The organism is Enterococcus ureasiticus (assembly GCF_001730285.1).
Classification (GTDB): domain Bacteria; phylum Bacillota; class Bacilli; order Lactobacillales; family Enterococcaceae; genus Enterococcus_L; species Enterococcus_L ureasiticus.
Window position 1 is genome coordinate 125,262 of record NZ_MIJZ01000001.1, and the last position, 18,679, is coordinate 143,940.

Consider the following 18,679-nt stretch of genomic DNA (forward strand, 5'->3'; position numbering starts at 1 on the left):
TGAGAGTTACACTCAGTCAAATAGAAAGAAGAGGATTCTATTGTATACAGTTAAAGAAGTAGCACAAAAAATGGATATTTCTCCACACACTTTACGCTTTTATGAAAATCAAGGACTATTTCCTCATGTGATAAGAAATGAGTACAATGTACGTCAATTTTCAAATGAAGATTTGGATTGGGTAAGAATTGTACAAGCTTTAAGAACAACTGGAATGAGATTATCTGAAGTTAAACGTTATGTAGACCTTTGTGAAGTTGGGAATTCTACTATGGAAGAACGTTCAAAACTAATTACAAATCAACGAGAAAATGCAGAGATGGAACTCGCGAAAATGAAGAAAAAAATCCGAATTTTGAAAGAAAAAGAATATTATTATGAAGACTTATTTTTAAAAGAGGGGCTCGACTATAGAAACCCTAAATTGAAAGGTTAAATGTGTTATTTCAATACTCTAATTTTTTTTTAAGAAGCGAATCAGAAGCAGAAAGTCAGTGCACAAAAGAGGTAAAATAAAAGGAGATCATTCTCTAAAAGACTGTGCATCAATCCAGAATTTTAAACAGAGATGAATATAAAAACTCAATTTGGAGATAAGCTAGAATGAAAAAATTAAAAGATATAATTAGTAGTCGTAACCTATCAACAACTAAAAATCGGAAACGAGTTGGCGTCATTGTTTTATTTTTGGCTATTTTGATTTTTTTGCTGTTTACAATCCGATTTTCATATATTTTGCTTACAGGTAAAGTTGCCGGAACTTCTCTTGCTGAAAAGACAAAAGAGCTGTATGAAGTTCATGAGACTCTGGAAGCGAAACGAGGATCAATTTTTGATAAAGATGGCAATGTATTAGTCGAGGATTCGAGCGCATTTTCGCTATATGCTATTTTAGATGAAAACTATACTGATTTAGAAGGTAAAAAACTTTATGTACAGGAAAAAGATTGGGCGACAATTGCCGAAATCTTTGAAAAGCATGTAAAAATAGATAAAGAGATGACATTAAAGCAATTAAAACCTAGTGTAAATGAAGCAGGAGAGCCTGTTACAACAGTTGAATTTGGAACAAATGGAAAAAATTTGAGTTTTGAAACGAAACGAAATATACAAGAAGAACTAGATAAGAAAAAGATTTCAGGGATTTATTTTAGAGAAGAAAAAAAACGTGCCTATCAAGTTGGCAATTTTGCCTCTTACTTTATTGGTTATACTAATCAAGACGACAAAGGCAATGAACAGGGTGTAATGGGAATCGAAGAGGCTTATGATGATACATTATCTGGTAAAAATGGTTCTCGTAGTTATGAGAAAAACTCGGCATTTGGTGATGTAAAACCTGGAAGTGTGAAGGAAAAAAAACGTGTTGATGGAAGTGATGTCTATACAACATTAGATAGTAATCTACAATCATATCTAGAAGAACTATTAGACAATGCAACGCAAAAATATCAGCCAGAACATATCACTGCCACTTTGATGGAAGCAAAAACGGGGAATATCTTAGCAACTTCTCAACGTCCATCTTTTGCATTAGATACAAAAAAAGGGTTAGATGACCCTAACACTGCACGCTGGAGTAATATTCTTGTAGAAGATGTCTATGAACCAGGTTCAACAATGAAAAGTATGATGGTAGCAAGTGCGATCGAAGAAAATAAATTCAACGAAAGTGAACAGTTTGCCTCAGGGAGTATCAAGGTTGATGATACAAAGATCAATGATTGGAACAACGGCGTAGGTGACGGGAATATGACGTTTAGACAGGGTCTGGCATGGTCAAGTAATGTTGGAATGGTGACACTGCAAGAACGAATGCCTGATTTGTGGCAAGAATATCTTAAAAAATTTGGTTTTGGTCAAAGTACAAATTTTGGTTTAGCTGGTGAAGCTGCCGGAGAAATCCAGAATAAAACAACAGTCGACAGAGCAATGACGTCTTATGGTCAAGGGATCTCTGTGACTCACTTACAAATGTTACAAGCTTATACAGCTATTGCCAACGGTGGAAAGATGTTAAAACCTAATATCATCAGTAAAGTTGTTTCTTCAACTGGCGAAGAAACAATTACTGAACCAGAAATAGTAGGAACACCAATTTCAAGTGAAACAGCTAAGAAAGTCTTGGAATATATGAAAGATGTCACAGTAGATACTAGATATGGCATGGGGAAAGAATATGCAATTGAAGGATTGAATGTTTCTGCTAAAACGGGGACAGCAGAATTCTTTGAAAATGGTATTTATCAAACGCAAGAATATTTGCATTCGGTTGTTACAATCACACCAACGGAAGACCCTAAATATATTTTTTATATGACGCTTAAAAAACCTTTGTTGGAAGGTGTTTCAGCAAATGACATTATTTCTGATGTATCGAACAAATTAGTAAAACGAGCGATGGTTGCTCGTGATTAAAAAAACGAACATACCTCCTAATGAGGCGTGTTCGTTTTTAGCGTTTCAATTAATTGCTCATCTGGTGTAACATAAATCGTTTTTTGATTTTCATAAATGACATATCCTGGTTTAGCGCCATTGGGTTTATGAACGTGTTTTACTTGAACATAATCAACTGGAACTTGGGCAGATAAGCGATATTTAGAATAATAAGCGGCAAGATTAGCGGCTTCCAATAATGTTTCGTTAGACGGATCGGTATTTTTGATGATCACATGAGAGCCAGGGATATCTTTTGCATGAAGCCAAATATCTGTCTTTTTAGCTGTTTTAAGCGTCAGCTGATCATTTTGTAGATTATTACGGCCGACAAGGATCAGGCTACCGTCTGTTGAGTAGAATTCTTCTGGTTTGCTTTTTTTGGGTTGTTTCTGTTTTTTAGCACCGCGATTTTTGACATATCCTTGTTCGATCAATTCCTCACGAATCATCTGGATATCCATCGGACCTGCGATTTCTAATTGTGATAGAACAGATTCTAAATAGCTGATTTCCTGATTAGCTTGTTCAATTTGACCATGAACAACCTTGACCGCATTTTTTAGTTTTTGATATTTTTGAAAATATTTTTGCGCGTTTTGATTTGGTGTAAGAGCTGGATTTAATTTTATTTTTAATAACTGATCTTCTTCGTAATAATTTGGCAGTTCAACGAATTCAGCCCCTTTTGGAACTTGAGCCATAAATGTTGTTAAAAGTTCACCGTCGCGACGATAGTTTTCTGCATGTTCTGTGTCTGCTAATGTTTGTTGGAGTTTTACAACTTTACTTTGATTTCGTTTTAGTTCGTTTTCAATTTTATGGATTAGCTCGCCACCTTGTTGTTTAACGCGGTCTTTTTCAGCTTTTCCACCATAAAAGGCATCTAGTAATTCGCTAAGATTCACAAAGTTTTCTTGTTTTCCTTCAAGAGACGCAAAGGGAAGAGGGGTAAAGAATTCTTTCTTCTCTGTTAATGTTAAAGTTGGTGCAATTTCATGTTCAATAGAAGTCCAAAATGACTGCCAAACGAGCATTTTTTCGTTAGGACGTTCATTCAAACGAAAAGCTATCTCGTCAGCTGTATCTTTTCCTAAACCCTGAAATTGACTTTGTAAATACTTCCCGTTGATTTCATTTGTTTTTGAAAGGATTTCAAAGACTTTTTCTTTAGTGGATAAGAATGGATTTTGCTGATCTTGTTTTGGTGGATCGATATATTCAACACCAGGTAGTAAAGAGCGGTAACTGTTTTGAGAGCTACCGATATGTTTGATCGCATCTAAAATTTTCCCGTTTTCTTTATTTACCAAAACAATCGTACTGTGTCTGCCCATCAATTCAACGATAAGAACGATATTTTGTAGATCCCCAAGTTCATCTCTTTTAGTGAAAGTAAAGTGGATCACTCGATCATTATCAATTTGATGAATCTGTTCTAAAATGGCACCTTCTAAAAACTTTCGCAACATCATAACAAAATTTGGCGGTGTATCAGGATTAGCATAAGCGATTTCGGTCAGTTGAACCCGAGCGTAACTTGGGTGAGCCGATAAAAGTAATTTATGATTTTTCCCTTTAGTGCGGATAACTAAAATAATTTCATTTTCATAAGGCTGATGAATTTTTGAAATTCGGCCTGTGGCTAAAGTCTCGGACAATTCAGAGACCATTGCATGAGTAAATACGCCATCAAATGACATAAACATCCCTCAATTCTATATACATAATAATACTATTATAACGGAGTTCTTTTTATTTATAAAGGAAGTGGGAAATAAAAGCTTGAGAATGTGAAATTGATGAATCTATTTAGCAAATGACTGCGCTTTCCTATGTTTTTTAGTATAATAAGAGTAGCTTTTCAACAAGGGGGAACGGATATGGTAAAAAGATTAATCAGTGCGAGTTACAGTGAAGTAGCAAAAATGACAGCGGAGGAATTGAAACAGTCGATTAAGGCGAGTGAAGGTCGGACGATTTTGTCTGAAAATGTCGTTATAGCATCACCTCAAGCTGGCGATATCAGTAATGCAGAAGTGGCTGCGGCATTTGGAGCAGATTTGATTTTATTAAATGTTTTTGACTGTTTTAATCCAATCGTACAAGGGATTCCAGGTATGTCAATGGAAGAGGTTATGTCGTATTGGCAGAATCCAGAAAAAAATAAAATCAATCCAATCCCTATTTTAAAAGAGTTAGTTGGACGTCCGATTGGGGTAAATTTAGAACCAGTGGATGAATCATCGGCCATGTTTAGTGACAAGTTAGCCATAAGTCGTGGCCGTACAAGTTCTAAAGAAACGATTCAAAAAGCAGAAGAAATGGGCATCGATTTTATTTGTTTAACTGGAAATCCAGGGACAGGTGTAACCAATTTAGAAATTGCCAAAGCAGTTAAAATCGCAAAAGAAAATTTCTCTGGCCTGATTATTGCTGGAAAAATGCACAGTGCAGGATCAGATGAGCCGGTAGTGTCGAATGAAGCAGTCGAAGCGTATGCAAAAGCGGGTGCAGATATTCTATTATTGCCAGCAGTTGGAACGGTCCAAGGATTTGCAGAAGAAGATATGAAAGGAGCTGTGGCAATTGCAAAAAAATATAATTTATTAACAATGTCAGCAATTGGTACTAGTCAAGAAAGTGCAAACAAAGAAACGATTCGCCAAATTGCATTGATCAATAAAATTTGCGGAGTAGACATTCAACATATCGGTGATGCTGGTTATGGTGGACTTGCGCCAGTTGAGAATATTTATGAAATGTCCGTAGCGATTCGTGGAATGCGTCATACGATCAATCGAATGGCACGTTCAGTCAATCGATAAAATAAAAACAAGAAGCGAGAGTATACTCCGCTTCTTGTTTTTATTTAAGCATCTTTCCAGACTACTTTAGCTGTATCAACCACTAGTCTTACTTTGGCCCATTGTTCCTCTTCTGTTAAGTAATTGCCTTCTTCAGTAGAAGCGAATCCGCATTGAGGAGAAAGACATAGATTTTCTAAAGGGATGAAGGACGTAGCCTCAGTAATTCGTTTTATTAAACTATCTTCTGATTCCAATTTAGGAAACTTAGAAGTTACTAAACCAAGAACTACTTTTTTAGCAGGACCGTTTTTATAGATTTGTGCTAATGGCTCAAATCCACCCGAACGATCATCATCATATTCTAAGAAATAGCCATCAATGTTCAATTGCGCTAAATAAGCGGCAACATGATCGTAAGGACCAGCAATCGCCCAGTCAGATTTATAATTCCCTCGACAAACATGCATTGTGATAGTTAGATCCTCAGGTAAATCTTTAAGCAATTGATTTACTACAGTTACGCCAGCCTCGCATTGTTGTTGCCAATGTTTGATTTCTTCTTCGGTTTTAGCATTTTCGATAAAACCCGTATACATTCCCCAAGAAGTATCATCCAGTTGGAGATAGCGACAACCCAAATCGTAGAATTTTAGAATCGTTTGATGGTAGGCCTTAGCCAAATCATCGATAAAGACATTCTCATCTGTGTAACTTTCATAGGTAAAAGTATCACTTTTACGGTTAAAAAGTAGCGTGGGAGAAGGGATCGTTGTTTTAGCTAAAATTCCTTCTGGAGTATGCTCATTCAGAAAAGTAAAAGCCTCAAAAAATGGATGATTTGGATTGAACGTAACCTTATCTGAAATTTGATAAGAAGCAGCTCTTGTTTCCACTTCATTAAATTGATAGCCGTGCTCAGGAATTACTTGCTCAACACCGTTTAAGCCCCAGAGAAAATCTAAATGCCACCAACTGCGACGAAATTCACCATCCGTTACGGCTTTTAAGCCATTTTCCACTTGCTTATTGATTAATTCAATAATGGCTTGATCTTCAACATATTTTAATTTTTCTGCGGATATTGTGTTATTTCCAAATTGCTCTCTAGTTTTTTTTAATGCTTCAGGTCGTAGAAAACTACCTACCTGATCATAGCGAAATGGAATCTCTTTAATTTTTGTCATGTTGTTGCCTCCTTTTTATTTTATGCATCTTGCCAAATATTTTTAGCAATCGTTTTTACAAGATTAATTTTCTTCCATTGATCGTCCTCAGTCAAGTGATTTCCTTCATGTGTTGATGCAAAACCGCATTGAGGGGACAAACAAATCTGATCTAAAGGAACAAATTTGCACGCTTCTTTGATTCGTTTTTCAATGATTGATGACTCTTCAAGTAGCCCATTTTTAGTCGTAACCAATCCTAGGACGATACGTTGATCCTTCAAGTCTGCCAAGGGTTCAAAACCTCCAGATCGTTCATCATCGTATTCTAAAAAGAAACCATCAAATGCGTCAATAGAAAATAAATTTTTTGCAATTGTTTCATATGAGCCGTTATAAAGCCAATGTGATTGAAAATTACCTTTACAAAAATGGAAAGTAACTGCAAGGTCAGTAGGTTTGTTTGCTAAAGCTTTTTCGGTTACTTCTTGGAAATCATCTAGTAATTGATCAGCATCCAACCCATTATTCTTGATCATCTCACGGAATCGGTCATCAAACAATCCACCCCAGCTTGTGTCATCTAATTGTAAGTAACGACAACCGGCATCATAGAAGGCTTGAATTGCATCTTGATATGTCTTGACTAAATCTTCTTTGAATGCTTCTAAAGAAGTATAAACAGGATTCTCGTTGTATTCTTTTGATAAAATCAGTGAATCTAGAAAAATCATATTGGGTCCAGGAATTGTTTGTTTAGCTAAAATAGGTGCCGCGTGTTTTTGAGTAAAACGAAAATGTTCAAGAAAAGGATGTTCTTTTGAAAAAGATAAAGGTCCACTAACATTGGTCCCTTGAGCATCTGTAGTAAGACCAAAAGCAGTTGTTTGAAAATCATAAACAGTGATACCGTTTAACCCTGCAATAAAGTCTAAATGCCACCAGCGACGACGAAATTCACCATCAGTCACAGCATGAAGCCCAGCCTTTTTTTGTTTTTCGATCAACTCAATGATTGCTTGATCTTCAGCTGTTGTAAGTTCTTCCTTAGAAATATCCCCATTAGTGAAAGCAGCACGTGCTTTTTTCAAAGATTCCGGTCTTAAAAAACTACCTACGATATCATATCGGAAAGGGATCTTTTGCTTGTTGTTTGGCATATTCATTCCTCCATTTTTTAGTCAGATTTGTAAAAAAATACAAAAAAAGTCCAATACTTTTTTGCAAAAGTAAAGGACGACTGATCGCGTTACCACCTTTAATTCAAAAATCTCTCACAAGATTTTCCTCAATAGGTATAAATCATTTTGACTGATACCTAGACGCTATAATGGGCGCACCCTAACATTTACGAAAAGACCATCTTCCTGCTTTTTCAAATTATCTCTTTTCAGCTACCGAGACTCTCTCATCAATTTTCTAAAAACAGTACTCTTCTTTTCATCGTATTTTAATTTATTCATCATTAAAGAAAGTATAGGCTAGGGTCTTTATTTTGTCAACAGGATAAAAGATCGCTAGTTATTATTGTTTTTTAATATTTAAATATGTGCAAATGAAAAATATTCTATTTTTTATTAAAAATAAATGGGGCAATATTTGTTATACTAGGCAAAGGAATGAACTACTTGTATAATAGGATTATAAGTAGTAGAGGAGAAATGAAATGAAGAAAAATTTTATTGACGTTAAAGATGACTTTGTGGCATCTATAAATAGGCAGAAAAAGCTTTCTGCTATTATTTTAGTTGTAATTGTTCTATTTATTATAAGTCTATTCATAGTAGTACCCAAAGTACAGGCTAATATTCGGGCTTCCGAAATTAAATCTTTAGTAAACCAAGAAAAACTAGCAAATAAAGCAAATTATTTAGATGCGAAAACAGCAGACAACGAAATTAATGAAAAGACTGCAATGACTGTTTTATTTTCAGTACCAAGTGGAAAAACCTATGGAAATATCATTGATGTATTAAAAGATCCTAAGCAAATGAAAGATTTTAATCATAGCATTTATATCTACCCGATGGTTTATGATGTAGAGAAAATCGAAGAAAAATATAAAATCAAAAAGAATGAAGTAACGATTGTCTTTTTTGAGAATGGAAAAGAGAAAAATAGGATTTCTATTGATGAAAGTTTCGATACAAAAACGATGCTTATCCAAGCTTTAAATCAGTTGCCTTTGTCTAGTGTATCTGAGAGTATTCAGCCGCCAGCACCATCATCAGCACCAACACCTACATCTGATTCAGCTCAGTCAACAACAGAAACAACAGCTGAACAAGTGACTGATGAACAAGAACCAACGTTAGGACAATCAGCAGAAGCTGATTCAGTAGCGCAATAAATTACTTTTTTAGAAAGAAGGGCTTGATATGAGAGAATTTATTCTATTCAGTTTATTGGGACTTTTTATAACTAAACCTAGAGTGCAGCGTGTATACGTAAGAAGTGAACGACGTGACAAGTGCTAAATGGCGGACTTTGGCGACAGATTTAGTAAAAAAGAGGACTCGGACTAATACTGAGTCCTCTTTCAATCGTAATAGGTCAAAAAAAGTCCGAATAACTGAAAACGTTCGTTTGATTCCTTTTGATAAGATTCGTAAAGAGTCCTTAAAATGGTATCAGGATCCAGAAAGTATGCGCAGCATTGTAGGAACCAAGACCACTTACACAAAAGAACAGATTCAACAAATGTACGAGTGGCAAAATGAACATGGCTTACTTTATTACATTGAATATAACAGCGGCAAGCATCCTCAAATAATCGGCGATGTCTGGTTAGCAGAAGATGACTACGCAATCGTGATCGATCGAGCATTTCGTAACCGACATATTGGGCGAATGGTCACCAAATATTTTATTTATAAATCCCAAAAAATGGGTAGAGATTTTATTACAGTCAGTGAAATATTTAATTGGAATAAAGCGTCTCAAAAAATGTTTACCAATTTAGATTTTTATCCTTTTAAAGAAAATAAAGATAGTTGGAGTTACCGCAAACGTTTAAAAAAAGCCCAAAAGCAAAAGTAAAATTCAAAATAATCACTGTTTGGACCATTTTTAGACTTGACGAACAAATTCTTTTTAGTGTAAACTGATTTCAACAGAAAAACTATAGGAGTGATTACATGAACAGACTATCAAAACCAATCAAAGAATTGAATAATTCATGGCAAAACTGGCGTAGATAGTTGTATGTATGATACTCTCATAGATACAACTTTAGAAGACAAATTCTAAATTTTGTATCTATGTCGGCTTATTCAAGATGAATTTTCGACCGCATAGATGAGTATTCTATGTGGTTTTTGTTTATAAAACAACGACCGCTCCTTTTTAGGATTTGTCGTTGTTTTTTTGTTTAAAATTGTTAATTTGGTAAGAAGGAGAGAAAAAACATGAGAAAAAATCGTTTATCAGTCGTTGTAGCAATTATTGTTTTATTTTTGTTTGCATCATTTTTCATAGAAAAGAAAGAAACAGTAAAACAAAAACTACCAACAGTTGGTGTATTACAGTTTGTTAGTCATCCTGCTTTAGATCAAATATATAAAGGGATTCAAGCCGGTTTGAAAGAAAAAGGATATGAAGATGGGAAAAATATACGAATTGCTTTTCAAAACGGCCAAGCCGATCAAAGTAAGCTAGCCACTATGAGTCAACAATTAGTACAAGAAAAAAAATCTGATGTTTTGATCGGGATCGCTACACCAGCCGCTCAAGCACTTGCCAATACAACATCAGAAATACCGATTATCCTTGGTGCAATAACCGATCCAGTTAGTGCAGGCCTTGTAAAAGACAATCAAAAGCCAGGTGGTAACATTACTGGCGTAAGTGATAAATCGCCGGTAGCTGCTCAGTTTGATTTAGCGACGGAAATCTTGCCTAAAGGTAAGAAAGTCGGAATCTTGTATGCTTCATCAGAAGAAAATTCCAAATATCAAGTTGAAGAGGCAAAAAGAGTTGCTGAAAAGAAAGGGTTGACTGTAAAAACATTTGCAGTACCTTCCAGTAATGAAATCGCACAAACCGTTCAAGTGATGACTAGCGAAGTGGATTTTATTTATATTCCAACAGACAATACAATAGCTAACGCGATGCAAACCGTAGTCAGTGAAGCCAACAAAACAAAGACTCCAATCATTCCATCCGTTGATACAATGGTTGAACAAGGTGGACTTGCGACAGTGGGAATCAATCAATTTGAGTTAGGCGTTCAAACGGGTAAGATGGCCGCAGATATTTTATCAGGAGAAGCCAAGCCTGCAACAACACCCATTTATACGTTTAAAACAGGGGACATCATCATTAATCAAAAACAAGCAGAGAAATTGGGGATTTCAATTCCTGAAAATATCAAATCAAAAGCAAAAATTATAGACTAAACACAGGGAGAGGATCACATGATAGTTTCAGCAATTGGACAAGGAATGTTATGGGCAATATTAGGATTAGGAATTTTCATGACGTATCGTATTTTAAATTTTCCAGATATGACGACAGAAGGTTCGTTTCCACTCGGAGGAGCAGTTTGTGTTACGGCCATCACTTCAGGAATTCACCCGATTTTAGCAACTTTATTAGGCGTTTTGGCAGGTATGTGTGCAGGGCTTGTTACCGGATTACTCTTTACAAAAGGAAAAATTCCAGTAATATTAGCAGGAATTTTGGTCATGTCGGGTTTGAATTCCGTTATTCTTTATGTAATGCAGACACCAAATTTATCTTTGTTGAATAAACCTAAAATTCAAGATTTCTTTTTACAACTAAATTTACCTAACTATTATGATATTGTATTTTTAGGTGTGATTTTTTTAGCGATCATCATTAGTTTATTACTATTTTTCTTTAATACAAATTTAGGTCAAGCGTATATTGCAACTGGAGACAATGAGCATATGGCGCGATCGATCGGAATTAAAACAGATTCTATGAAGATATTAGGTCTGACATTATCAAATGGTGTGATTGCTTTGTCAGGTGCATTAATCGCTCAAAATGATGGGTATGCAGATGTCAACAAAGGAACCGGTGTGATCGTTATCGGATTGGCCTCAATCATCATTGGTGAAGTTTTGTTTGGAGAGTTGACTTTTGCAGAGCGCTTAGTAGCTATTGTTGTTGGGAGTATTATTTATCAATTACTTATTCTATTGGTTATCAAACTTGGATTCGACACAACCTATTTAAAAATCTTTTCAGCCGTGATCTTAGCTGCATGTTTAATGATTCCGCAACTGAAAAAGGCCTTGAATCTACACTTTTTACCACAAAAGGAGGGTGAGAAATGAGCACAGTTTTAGAGCTTAAAAATGCAACAAAACGTATCGATAATGGATTGAATGAAACAAAAATGATTTTAAATCATGTGAATTTGACAATTTCTCAAGGCGAATTTGTCACTGTTTTAGGTGGTAACGGTGCGGGTAAAAGCACCTTGTTTAACAGTATTGCCGGTACGGTAACATTGAGCGAAGGTGATTTGTTTATCAACGATCAGAATATTACGACATATTCCGAAGAAAAAAGAGCAAAATATTTATCTCGTGTTTTCCAAGATCCAAAAATGGGGACCGCACCAAGAATGACCGTTGCTGAGAATTTACTTTTAGCACTATATCGGGGGAAAAGACGTGGTTTACGCTTGCGTAAATTGAACGAAGAAAGAGCCTTTTTTACAAAAATTTGCAGTGAAGTCGGAAACGGCTTAGAAAATCATTTGGATACACCAACTGGAAACTTATCTGGTGGTCAACGACAGGCATTGAGTTTATTAATGGCGACATTATCTAAACCTGAATTACTGCTTTTAGATGAGCATACAGCCGCTTTAGATCCAAAAACGTCCAAACAATTGATGCAGCTGACAGACCAACGAATCAAAGAAGGTCAGTTGACTTGTTTAATGATCACTCACCGCATGGAGGATGCTTTAAATTATGGCGATCGTTTGATCGTTTTACAAAAAGGCCAAATTATCAAAGATTTAAATAAAGCCGAAAAAGAAAAATTGACTTTACAAGATTTATTGTTGTTTTTTGAAGAAGAAGTTGAAGAAATCTCAATTGATTAAATAAAAAAGATTGATCTAGTAAAAATTACTAGATCAATCTTTTTTATTTAGAATCTTTCAGTATAGTTTTATTTTTGTCCAATAAATTTTTCAACAGACGTTCAACAATTCCCGTCACCATAAAACCAGCTGCAATTGCGCCTGCTGTCATGATTACTTTAATGATAAAATGTATTCCACTGACATAATCACCTAAAACAATACTTCTAACCGCTTGATAAGCAGGTCCACCAGGGACTAAGGGAACGAGGCTAGGTATATTAAAAATCGTCATCGGCATTTTTTTTCTACGTGAAAAATAGATACTCAGTAAACCAATCCCGATCGCACCAAGAAAATTAGCAAAAATCGCACCAGCTTCTAGGTTTTTAGTAGACCAGTAGATCATCCAGCCAACAGCACCAGTGAGACCACAAGCATTCAAAACTTTTCTTGGAACATTAGTAACAATCCCAAAAGTGACCGTACTCAGATAGCTAAACAAACAATGAATAACAACTTCCACATTCATTTCTCCTTACATAAATAGTTTAAATACAATCGCAATGCCAATTCCGATGGATCCAGCAACAAATATCGCTTCGGTTGCACGTGCTGTTCCGCTTAATAAATGTCCGGCCAATATATCCCTAAACGAATTGGTGATAGCAACACCAGGGACAAGCGGCATAACAGCGCCGATAATAATATTATCGATATTTCCAGCTAGATGGAATCTCACTGCTAAATAGGCTAATAAACCAATTGTGAAAGCTGCTAAAAAATCATCTAAAAATTTGATATTGAGCCAATTCTTAGTGAAATAAGCTACACTAAAACCAATCATTCCAATGAAAAAGGTAGCTACAAAATCATGCCAATGTCCTCCAAAAATATACATCAACGTGCAACTGACAATTCCCGCTGCAACTATTTGCAAGGGAACAGAATAAGTTGGTGCTTCATGATTGATGTTGGCAAGCTTTAGATTTAATTCTTCTAAAGAAATTTCTTTCTCGGCAAATTTCCGCGAAAGGCTATTAACGATCGCTACTTTTTCTAAGTTGATACTTCGTTCAGTCACATTTTCTAATTGGGTATAATTACTAGATCGAAACCCCATAAAAAGACCAGTTGCAGTAACGTAACTAACGCTTTCTTTTTGACCAGCATTTTCAGCAATTCGATTCATTGTATCTTCAACGCGATAAACTTCAGAACCACTTTCAGTCATAATTTTCCCCGCCATTAAGCATGTATCTAAAATAAGTTGTATCGTTGATTGTTTCTTTTCATCCATGGACCAAAAACTCCTTACAATAAAGTTACAGTAAAATCAGTGTATCATTTTTTGAAGCTGTTTGAAATGATAGAGTAGCTTACCATTGAAAAAGTTTAGAGTCGTAATGTTTAGAATTTCCTTAGAATTATAAAGAAACACTAAAAAATTGTAGGAAACTTCACAGATACCTAAAAGTTCCTTGCATTTTCTAATTAAAAGTCCTATCCTTATAGATAACAAACCAAAGGGGTCTAGATATTATGGATAAACAATGGTCACTTTATTCAGTAAGCAGTCTGATTTTACTTGTATTGTTAAAAAGGACATTCGATCAGGGACATATAGGATTAAGTGCTATTTTACTTTTTCTCTTACTGATTCAAGTGACAGGAACCGTTATCTGTGTTCATCAAAAAAGACATAAAAAAGAAATCCCATCTTCTAAATAAGAAGTGGGATTTTTTATTTTACTTTTAAAAACGAAAATACTAAATCAAATCAAAGTGCTTTAAGGCATGAATGATTCCGCCATCACTATTTTTCTTGGTGATAAAACTTGCTCGTTCTTTTAGCTCAGTTCGTGCATTGCCCATCGCGATTTTATTATCGCAAGCTTCAAACAAAGCCAAATCGTTGATCCCATCACCAAAAGCAAAAGTAGGAACAGCTGGTAAATCTAAAGTCTTGAATAGATTTTTTACACCTGTACCTTTAGAAACACCTTTTCTAACAGTATCGATCGAATACGGTCCATTACGATAAAAGGTCATTTCTGGAAAATGTTTCAGATAATGCTCATCACCATCTTCAGACAAGACTAACATCATATTAACGGTCTTATCTTTTAGGCTGGATCGATCGATTACAGGAACATCCGAATGGATAAAGGCATATGCGTTAGCTAGGATCTCACTGTGTCCAGAACACCAAATTTGTTGGTCATTATAATAGGAAATTTCGTGACCTAAACTTTTGACGTGCTCATACATTTTTAGGCACTCTTCATAGGTAAACTCATCAGAATAAACTTTTTTTCCTTCAACTTGGATAAACTGTCCATTCATAACGATGGCCGAGTCGATACCGCTGTCTTTCATAATATGCTCAATTTCTACAATAGTTCGTCCAGTTGCGATCATCGGTAAGACATTGTTGGCTTTTAATGCGCTGATAGCCGCCGTTATCTCAGGGGTAATTTGTGACTTGTTGTTCAGTAATGTTCCATCTAAATCAAAAAAAGCAACTGCTTGAATATTTTTCATGAATTTTCAACGTCCTTTCACACCTAATATTATCAAAGATTGAACAAAAGACAAAGCTTTTTTGAAGAAAGATAGAAGTTATTGGAGCTGAGTCGTTTTTAGAGTATAATATAAATGACGTTAAAATTGAAGAAATGAGGCGAGTACATAATGAATGTATTAATGATAGAAGACAATGAGTCAGTGTCAGAAATGATGCAAATGTTTTTTTTAAACGAAGGATGGGAAGCTACATTTAAATATGATGGTAAAGAAGGGTTGGATGCTTTTTTAGAAGATCCTGAAAAGTGGGACATGATTACACTAGATTTGAATTTACCAACAATGGATGGAATGGCCGTTTGCCGTGAAGTTCGTAAAGTGTCAAGTACAGTTCCGATCATAATGTTGACTGCTAGAGATTCAGAGAGTGATCAAGTAATCGGTCTAGAGATGGGCGCAGATGATTATGTAACAAAACCGTTCAGTCCGCTAACGTTGATTGCGCGCATCAAAGCACTGCACCGTCGTTCAGAAATTGGCGAACATGCGCCAGATGGTACGGATCGTTCAGACGATAAGTTTGATGTAGAAACAGATCATTTTAAGATGAATACAAAAACAAGAGAAGCGTATCTTGACAATAAACTGATTGATGGCTTAACACCAAAAGAATTCGATTTGCTTTACACTTTAGCAAAAAAACCAAGACAGGTCTTTTCACGAGAACAGTTGCTTGAAATGGTTTGGGATTATCAATATTTTGGTGATGAGCGAACAGTAGATGCACATATCAAAAAATTGCGTCAAAAAATTGAAAAAGTAGGGCCACAAGTGATTCAAACCGTTTGGGGTGTTGGGTATAAATTTGACGATTCTGGAGTAGCTTAGATGAAATATTTATATCAACAATTACTAGCTTTTTGGGGTGTGATCATTTTAATTATTTTAATCGTAGGGACATCTTTTACTCAACTGACTAAAAAGACCCTACAGGATAATAATTATGAGCAGCTTCGAGGATATGCTATATCTGCTTGGAAAACAAAGGATTCGATCAATAAACTTCCTGGAATGACGGATCAGGATATATGGAATACATCGTTTAGTTTATTTGAAGGTTTTTTAAGTAATCAAGATGTTCAATTTGTTTTTTATGATAGAGATATGCAAGTACAATATCCTTTGAATACAGATAAAAAAATAGACGATTCTGTTATCAAAGAAAATTGGGCAGCACTTATGGAAGGCCAGCAAGAATACGCAACTGTCAACAAAGATATTTATGGGAACAAGAACATGTCATCTTATGTAATGATGCCGGTGAGTAAGACCAATGTTCAATCAAATGAAAATGTAATCATAGGTGCATTAGTCATTACACAACCAGCTAAGAACGTTTCTGACAGTGTAGATGCAATAACGGCTAATTTGTTCAAAGGTTTTATTATCTCTAGTATTGTAGGTTTGATTCTGAGTTATTTCTTTGCTAGTTTCCAAGTGAAACGAATCAATCGTATGAGAAAGGCTACAAAGGAGATAACTAGCGGTAATTTTGATGTCAAACTAGTTACACATGATAAAGATGAGTTTGATGATTTGGCGGAAGATTTCAATAAAATGGCTGAATCACTGAAGGAATCCAGAGAAGAGATCGATCGTCAAGAGGATCGTCGCCGCCAATTCATGGCTGACGCTTCTCATGAGATGAGAACACCTTTGACTACTATCAATGGTTTACTTGAAGGACTGCAATATAATGCGATTCCAGAAGGACAAAGAGAGAACGCCATTAAATTGATGCAAAATGAGACATCTCGTTTGATTCGACTAGTGAATGAAAACTTAGACTATGAAAAAATCAGAACGAATCAAATCAGTATCGTCGTTAAAAAATTCGACGCAACTGAGACATTAAAAGATATTCTTACTCAATTAAAAGGAAAGGCTGAATCAGCTAATGACAAGCTTATATTAGAAGCTGATGACGCAATCGATGTCTTTGCAGATTATGATCGCTTCGTTCAAATCATGGTGAATATTATTCAAAATGCGATTCAATTTACTCAAGATGGTGAGATTCGCGTCCATCTTCAAAAAGGCTATTTAGAAACGATCATAAAAATTTCTGATACAGGTATTGGTATGACAGAAGAACAAGTTCAAAATATTTGGGATCGCTATTATAAAGTTGATCCTTCTAGAAAAAATACAAAATATGGTGAATCTGGCTTAGGTTTATCTATTGTTCAGCAGTTGGTTCGTCTACACAAAGGAAAAATCAGTGTAGAAAGTCAGGAAGGTAAAGGCACTAGTTTTACTATTTCATTTCCTGATGTAGAGATAGAAGATGAAGCATAAAGAAAAAACCAGTTAAACAGAAAATGTTTAACTGGTTTTTTTAAGCTGTTTTAATGATTTTATCCATATAAGGACTTTCAGCGATTTGAATATCGTTGGTCAAAACAAGAATTGCTTTTTGCTTTTCTTTTGCAATTCTTTGTAGTAACGGTAACAGCTCTTGTCTTTGACCAATAGAAAGTTCTTGGAAGATATCATCGATAATAATGACATCTTTTTCTATTATTAGCAATTGAACTAGCTGAAGTTTGATTTGTTCAAAGATTGTCAATTGTTCTTCAGATTTATTTAAAACACTAGTAGTAAGTCCAACATAGTCGAACAAATCATTCAGTATTTTCTTTTTGTCTCTTTCTTTTACAGAAGAACCAACGAATAGGTTATCTTTAATAGAAAGGTAAGATAAAAAGGTATTCTCAGATAAAATAAAGCCAACGGCCATTGATTGTTTCATATCAAATGTTTTATCGATAAGAAAATAAAAATCTGCCTGAATGCTACTCTGATCCTCTAAAACAACCGTCATATGTTGCTGTTGGAATAATTCTTTAAAGCTTTCTTCAGTCCAATTTTTAACTAAAGGAAAATTCATTCACTCACATCCTATATGCTTTTTGCGATTTTCTTGAAATAAAATAAGTTGAAATTAATGTAATTGTAGTTGTAATGAATAATAATAGGAGACAATTTTTAAAAAAAGCGTTAAAAATGGTATTAGCAGGTAAGTTGCGTATATTTATTGCTAAAAAATGTGTATCTCCTGATGTATTGATTACTTGATTTGGTGTGCTCTCTACAAGTACGTGAGAAGAGAAAAAGGGAACTCGTTTAATGCCCATCCCATTAGAAAGCATAGGTCTAATGTATATTAAAATATATTCATATGTATGCTGGCAGACTATAAGAAACACAGCGACAGTAATGACTCCTGCTAAAATAGGAATAACACTTTCCAATATAGATTGCTTGATGACGAAACGATTTGAGAAACCCATAATACGCCATTTCAACATATCTTGTTTTTTTAATTTCAACGAGATGAATACTAATATTGTAATTAGTATTACCCAAACAAATAAGGTAACAAGATACAAAGAAGAGTATAGTTGCATGAGTTTTTGATAATTCATATGGTACTCGTTATTATATACTAAGCTACTGACTTGATTATAAAAGGACTTTTCGATATCTTGAAGATTCAAAAAACTGGTTAATAAAAATAGAAAAAAAGCAGAGCAGACACCGATGCCAAAAGAAAGTTTTTTATGGTAGGAAACGCTAGCGAGAGCGTAACGAATATTTTTCAAATAGAATCACCT

General features: G+C 35.0%; 19 protein-coding genes. 11 read left to right on the forward strand and 8 right to left on the reverse strand.

Features of this window, described 5'->3' with window-relative positions:
• Positions 1-40 precede the first annotated feature (40 nt).
• Together BCR21_RS00610 and BCR21_RS00615 are read left to right on the forward strand one after the other, a co-directional pair.
• Positions 41-436 carry a MerR family transcriptional regulator gene (locus BCR21_RS00610; RefSeq protein ID WP_069644593.1) on the forward strand — a complete coding sequence of 132 codons (396 nt, stop codon included), beginning with the start codon at positions 41-43 and terminating at the stop codon, positions 434-436.
• A 167-nt stretch (positions 437-603) separates the two neighbouring features.
• Positions 604-2,418 (forward strand): penicillin-binding transpeptidase domain-containing protein, encoded by a 1,815-nt coding sequence (locus BCR21_RS00615; protein WP_069644594.1) that lies wholly within the window; start codon positions 604-606, stop codon positions 2,416-2,418.
• Positions 2,419-2,435: 17 nt separating this feature from the next.
• Here the strand turns inward: BCR21_RS00615 and efbA are convergent, their stop codons facing one another.
• On the reverse strand, positions 2,436-4,142 hold the full coding sequence (gene efbA, locus BCR21_RS00620; protein WP_069644595.1) for a fibronectin-binding protein EfbA: 1,707 nt from the start codon (positions 4,140-4,142) through the stop codon (positions 2,436-2,438).
• A 180-nt stretch (positions 4,143-4,322) separates the two neighbouring features.
• Here efbA and BCR21_RS00625 point away from each other — a divergent pair, with 180 nt between their 5' ends.
• Positions 4,323-5,267: a DUF7916 family protein gene (locus tag BCR21_RS00625; protein WP_069644596.1), complete on the forward strand. Its 945-nt coding sequence runs from the start codon at positions 4,323-4,325 to the stop codon at positions 5,265-5,267.
• Between the two features lie 44 nt (positions 5,268-5,311).
• Here BCR21_RS00625 and BCR21_RS00630 read toward each other — a convergent pair whose 3' ends face one another.
• Entirely contained in the window at positions 5,312-6,433 is a 1,122-nt protein-coding gene (locus BCR21_RS00630) for a 5-methyltetrahydropteroyltriglutamate--homocysteine S-methyltransferase (protein WP_069644597.1), read from the reverse strand.
• Positions 6,434-6,453: 20 nt separating this feature from the next.
• A complete protein-coding gene (locus BCR21_RS00635; RefSeq protein WP_069644598.1) occupies positions 6,454-7,572 on the reverse strand; it encodes a 5-methyltetrahydropteroyltriglutamate--homocysteine S-methyltransferase in 1,119 nt (372 codons plus the stop codon).
• A 506-nt stretch (positions 7,573-8,078) separates the two neighbouring features.
• Here BCR21_RS00635 and BCR21_RS00640 point away from each other — a divergent pair.
• The 5 genes from BCR21_RS00640 (at position 8,079) to BCR21_RS00660 (ending at position 12,497) form a co-directional block, all read left to right on the forward strand.
• Positions 8,079-8,762: a hypothetical protein gene (locus BCR21_RS00640; RefSeq protein ID WP_069644599.1), complete on the forward strand. Its 684-nt coding sequence runs from the start codon at positions 8,079-8,081 to the stop codon at positions 8,760-8,762.
• Between the two features lie 113 nt (positions 8,763-8,875).
• On the forward strand, positions 8,876-9,451 hold the full coding sequence (locus BCR21_RS00645; RefSeq protein ID WP_069644600.1) for a GNAT family N-acetyltransferase: 576 nt from the start codon (positions 8,876-8,878) through the stop codon (positions 9,449-9,451).
• A 368-nt stretch (positions 9,452-9,819) separates the two neighbouring features.
• Positions 9,820-10,809 carry a tryptophan ABC transporter substrate-binding protein gene (trpX, locus tag BCR21_RS00650; RefSeq protein WP_069644601.1) on the forward strand — a complete coding sequence of 330 codons (990 nt, stop codon included), beginning with the start codon at positions 9,820-9,822 and terminating at the stop codon, positions 10,807-10,809.
• A gap of 18 nt (positions 10,810-10,827) precedes the next feature.
• Entirely contained in the window at positions 10,828-11,715 is an 888-nt protein-coding gene (locus tag BCR21_RS00655; protein ID WP_069644602.1) for an ABC transporter permease, read from the forward strand.
• Entirely contained in the window at positions 11,712-12,497 is a 786-nt protein-coding gene (locus BCR21_RS00660) for an ABC transporter ATP-binding protein (protein ID WP_069644603.1), read from the forward strand. Before BCR21_RS00655 ends, BCR21_RS00660 begins: the two co-directional genes overlap by 4 nt.
• A gap of 43 nt (positions 12,498-12,540) precedes the next feature.
• Here BCR21_RS00660 and BCR21_RS00665 read toward each other — a convergent pair whose 3' ends face one another.
• Both BCR21_RS00665 and BCR21_RS00670 read right to left on the reverse strand, forming a co-directional pair.
• Positions 12,541-13,002: a threonine/serine exporter family protein gene (locus tag BCR21_RS00665; RefSeq protein WP_139125564.1), complete on the reverse strand. Its 462-nt coding sequence runs from the start codon at positions 13,000-13,002 to the stop codon at positions 12,541-12,543.
• Between the two features lie 12 nt (positions 13,003-13,014).
• Entirely contained in the window at positions 13,015-13,776 is a 762-nt protein-coding gene (locus tag BCR21_RS00670; RefSeq protein WP_069644605.1) for a threonine/serine exporter family protein, read from the reverse strand.
• Between the two features lie 242 nt (positions 13,777-14,018).
• Here BCR21_RS00670 and BCR21_RS00675 point away from each other — a divergent pair, with 242 nt between their 5' ends.
• The gene (locus BCR21_RS00675) at positions 14,019-14,207 is read left to right on the forward strand and encodes a hypothetical protein (RefSeq protein WP_025869055.1); all 189 of its coding nucleotides are present in this window, start codon (positions 14,019-14,021) and stop codon (positions 14,205-14,207) included.
• A 39-nt stretch (positions 14,208-14,246) separates the two neighbouring features.
• Here BCR21_RS00675 and BCR21_RS00680 read toward each other — a convergent pair whose 3' ends face one another.
• Positions 14,247-15,020, reverse strand: a complete 774-nt coding sequence (locus BCR21_RS00680; protein ID WP_069644606.1) for a Cof-type HAD-IIB family hydrolase — start codon at positions 15,018-15,020, stop codon at positions 14,247-14,249.
• A 150-nt stretch (positions 15,021-15,170) separates the two neighbouring features.
• On the opposite strand from BCR21_RS00680, the gene BCR21_RS00685 reads away from it, so the two are divergent.
• Together BCR21_RS00685 and BCR21_RS00690 are read left to right on the forward strand one after the other, a co-directional pair.
• On the forward strand, positions 15,171-15,890 hold the full coding sequence (locus BCR21_RS00685) for a response regulator transcription factor (protein WP_069644607.1): 720 nt from the start codon (positions 15,171-15,173) through the stop codon (positions 15,888-15,890).
• Positions 15,891-17,360 (forward strand): sensor histidine kinase, encoded by a 1,470-nt coding sequence (locus tag BCR21_RS00690; RefSeq protein WP_069644608.1) that lies wholly within the window; start codon positions 15,891-15,893, stop codon positions 17,358-17,360. It abuts the gene before it with no gap.
• Positions 17,361-17,400: 40 nt separating this feature from the next.
• Here BCR21_RS00690 and BCR21_RS00695 read toward each other — a convergent pair whose 3' ends face one another.
• Entirely contained in the window at positions 17,401-17,952 is a 552-nt protein-coding gene (locus BCR21_RS00695; RefSeq protein WP_069644609.1) for a hypothetical protein, read from the reverse strand.
• 4 nt (positions 17,953-17,956) lie between these two features.
• Complete coding sequence (locus BCR21_RS00700) at positions 17,957-18,667, reverse strand: FtsX-like permease family protein (protein ID WP_069644610.1); 711 nt, start codon at positions 18,665-18,667, stop codon at positions 17,957-17,959.
• Positions 18,668-18,679: the final 12 nt, after the last annotated feature.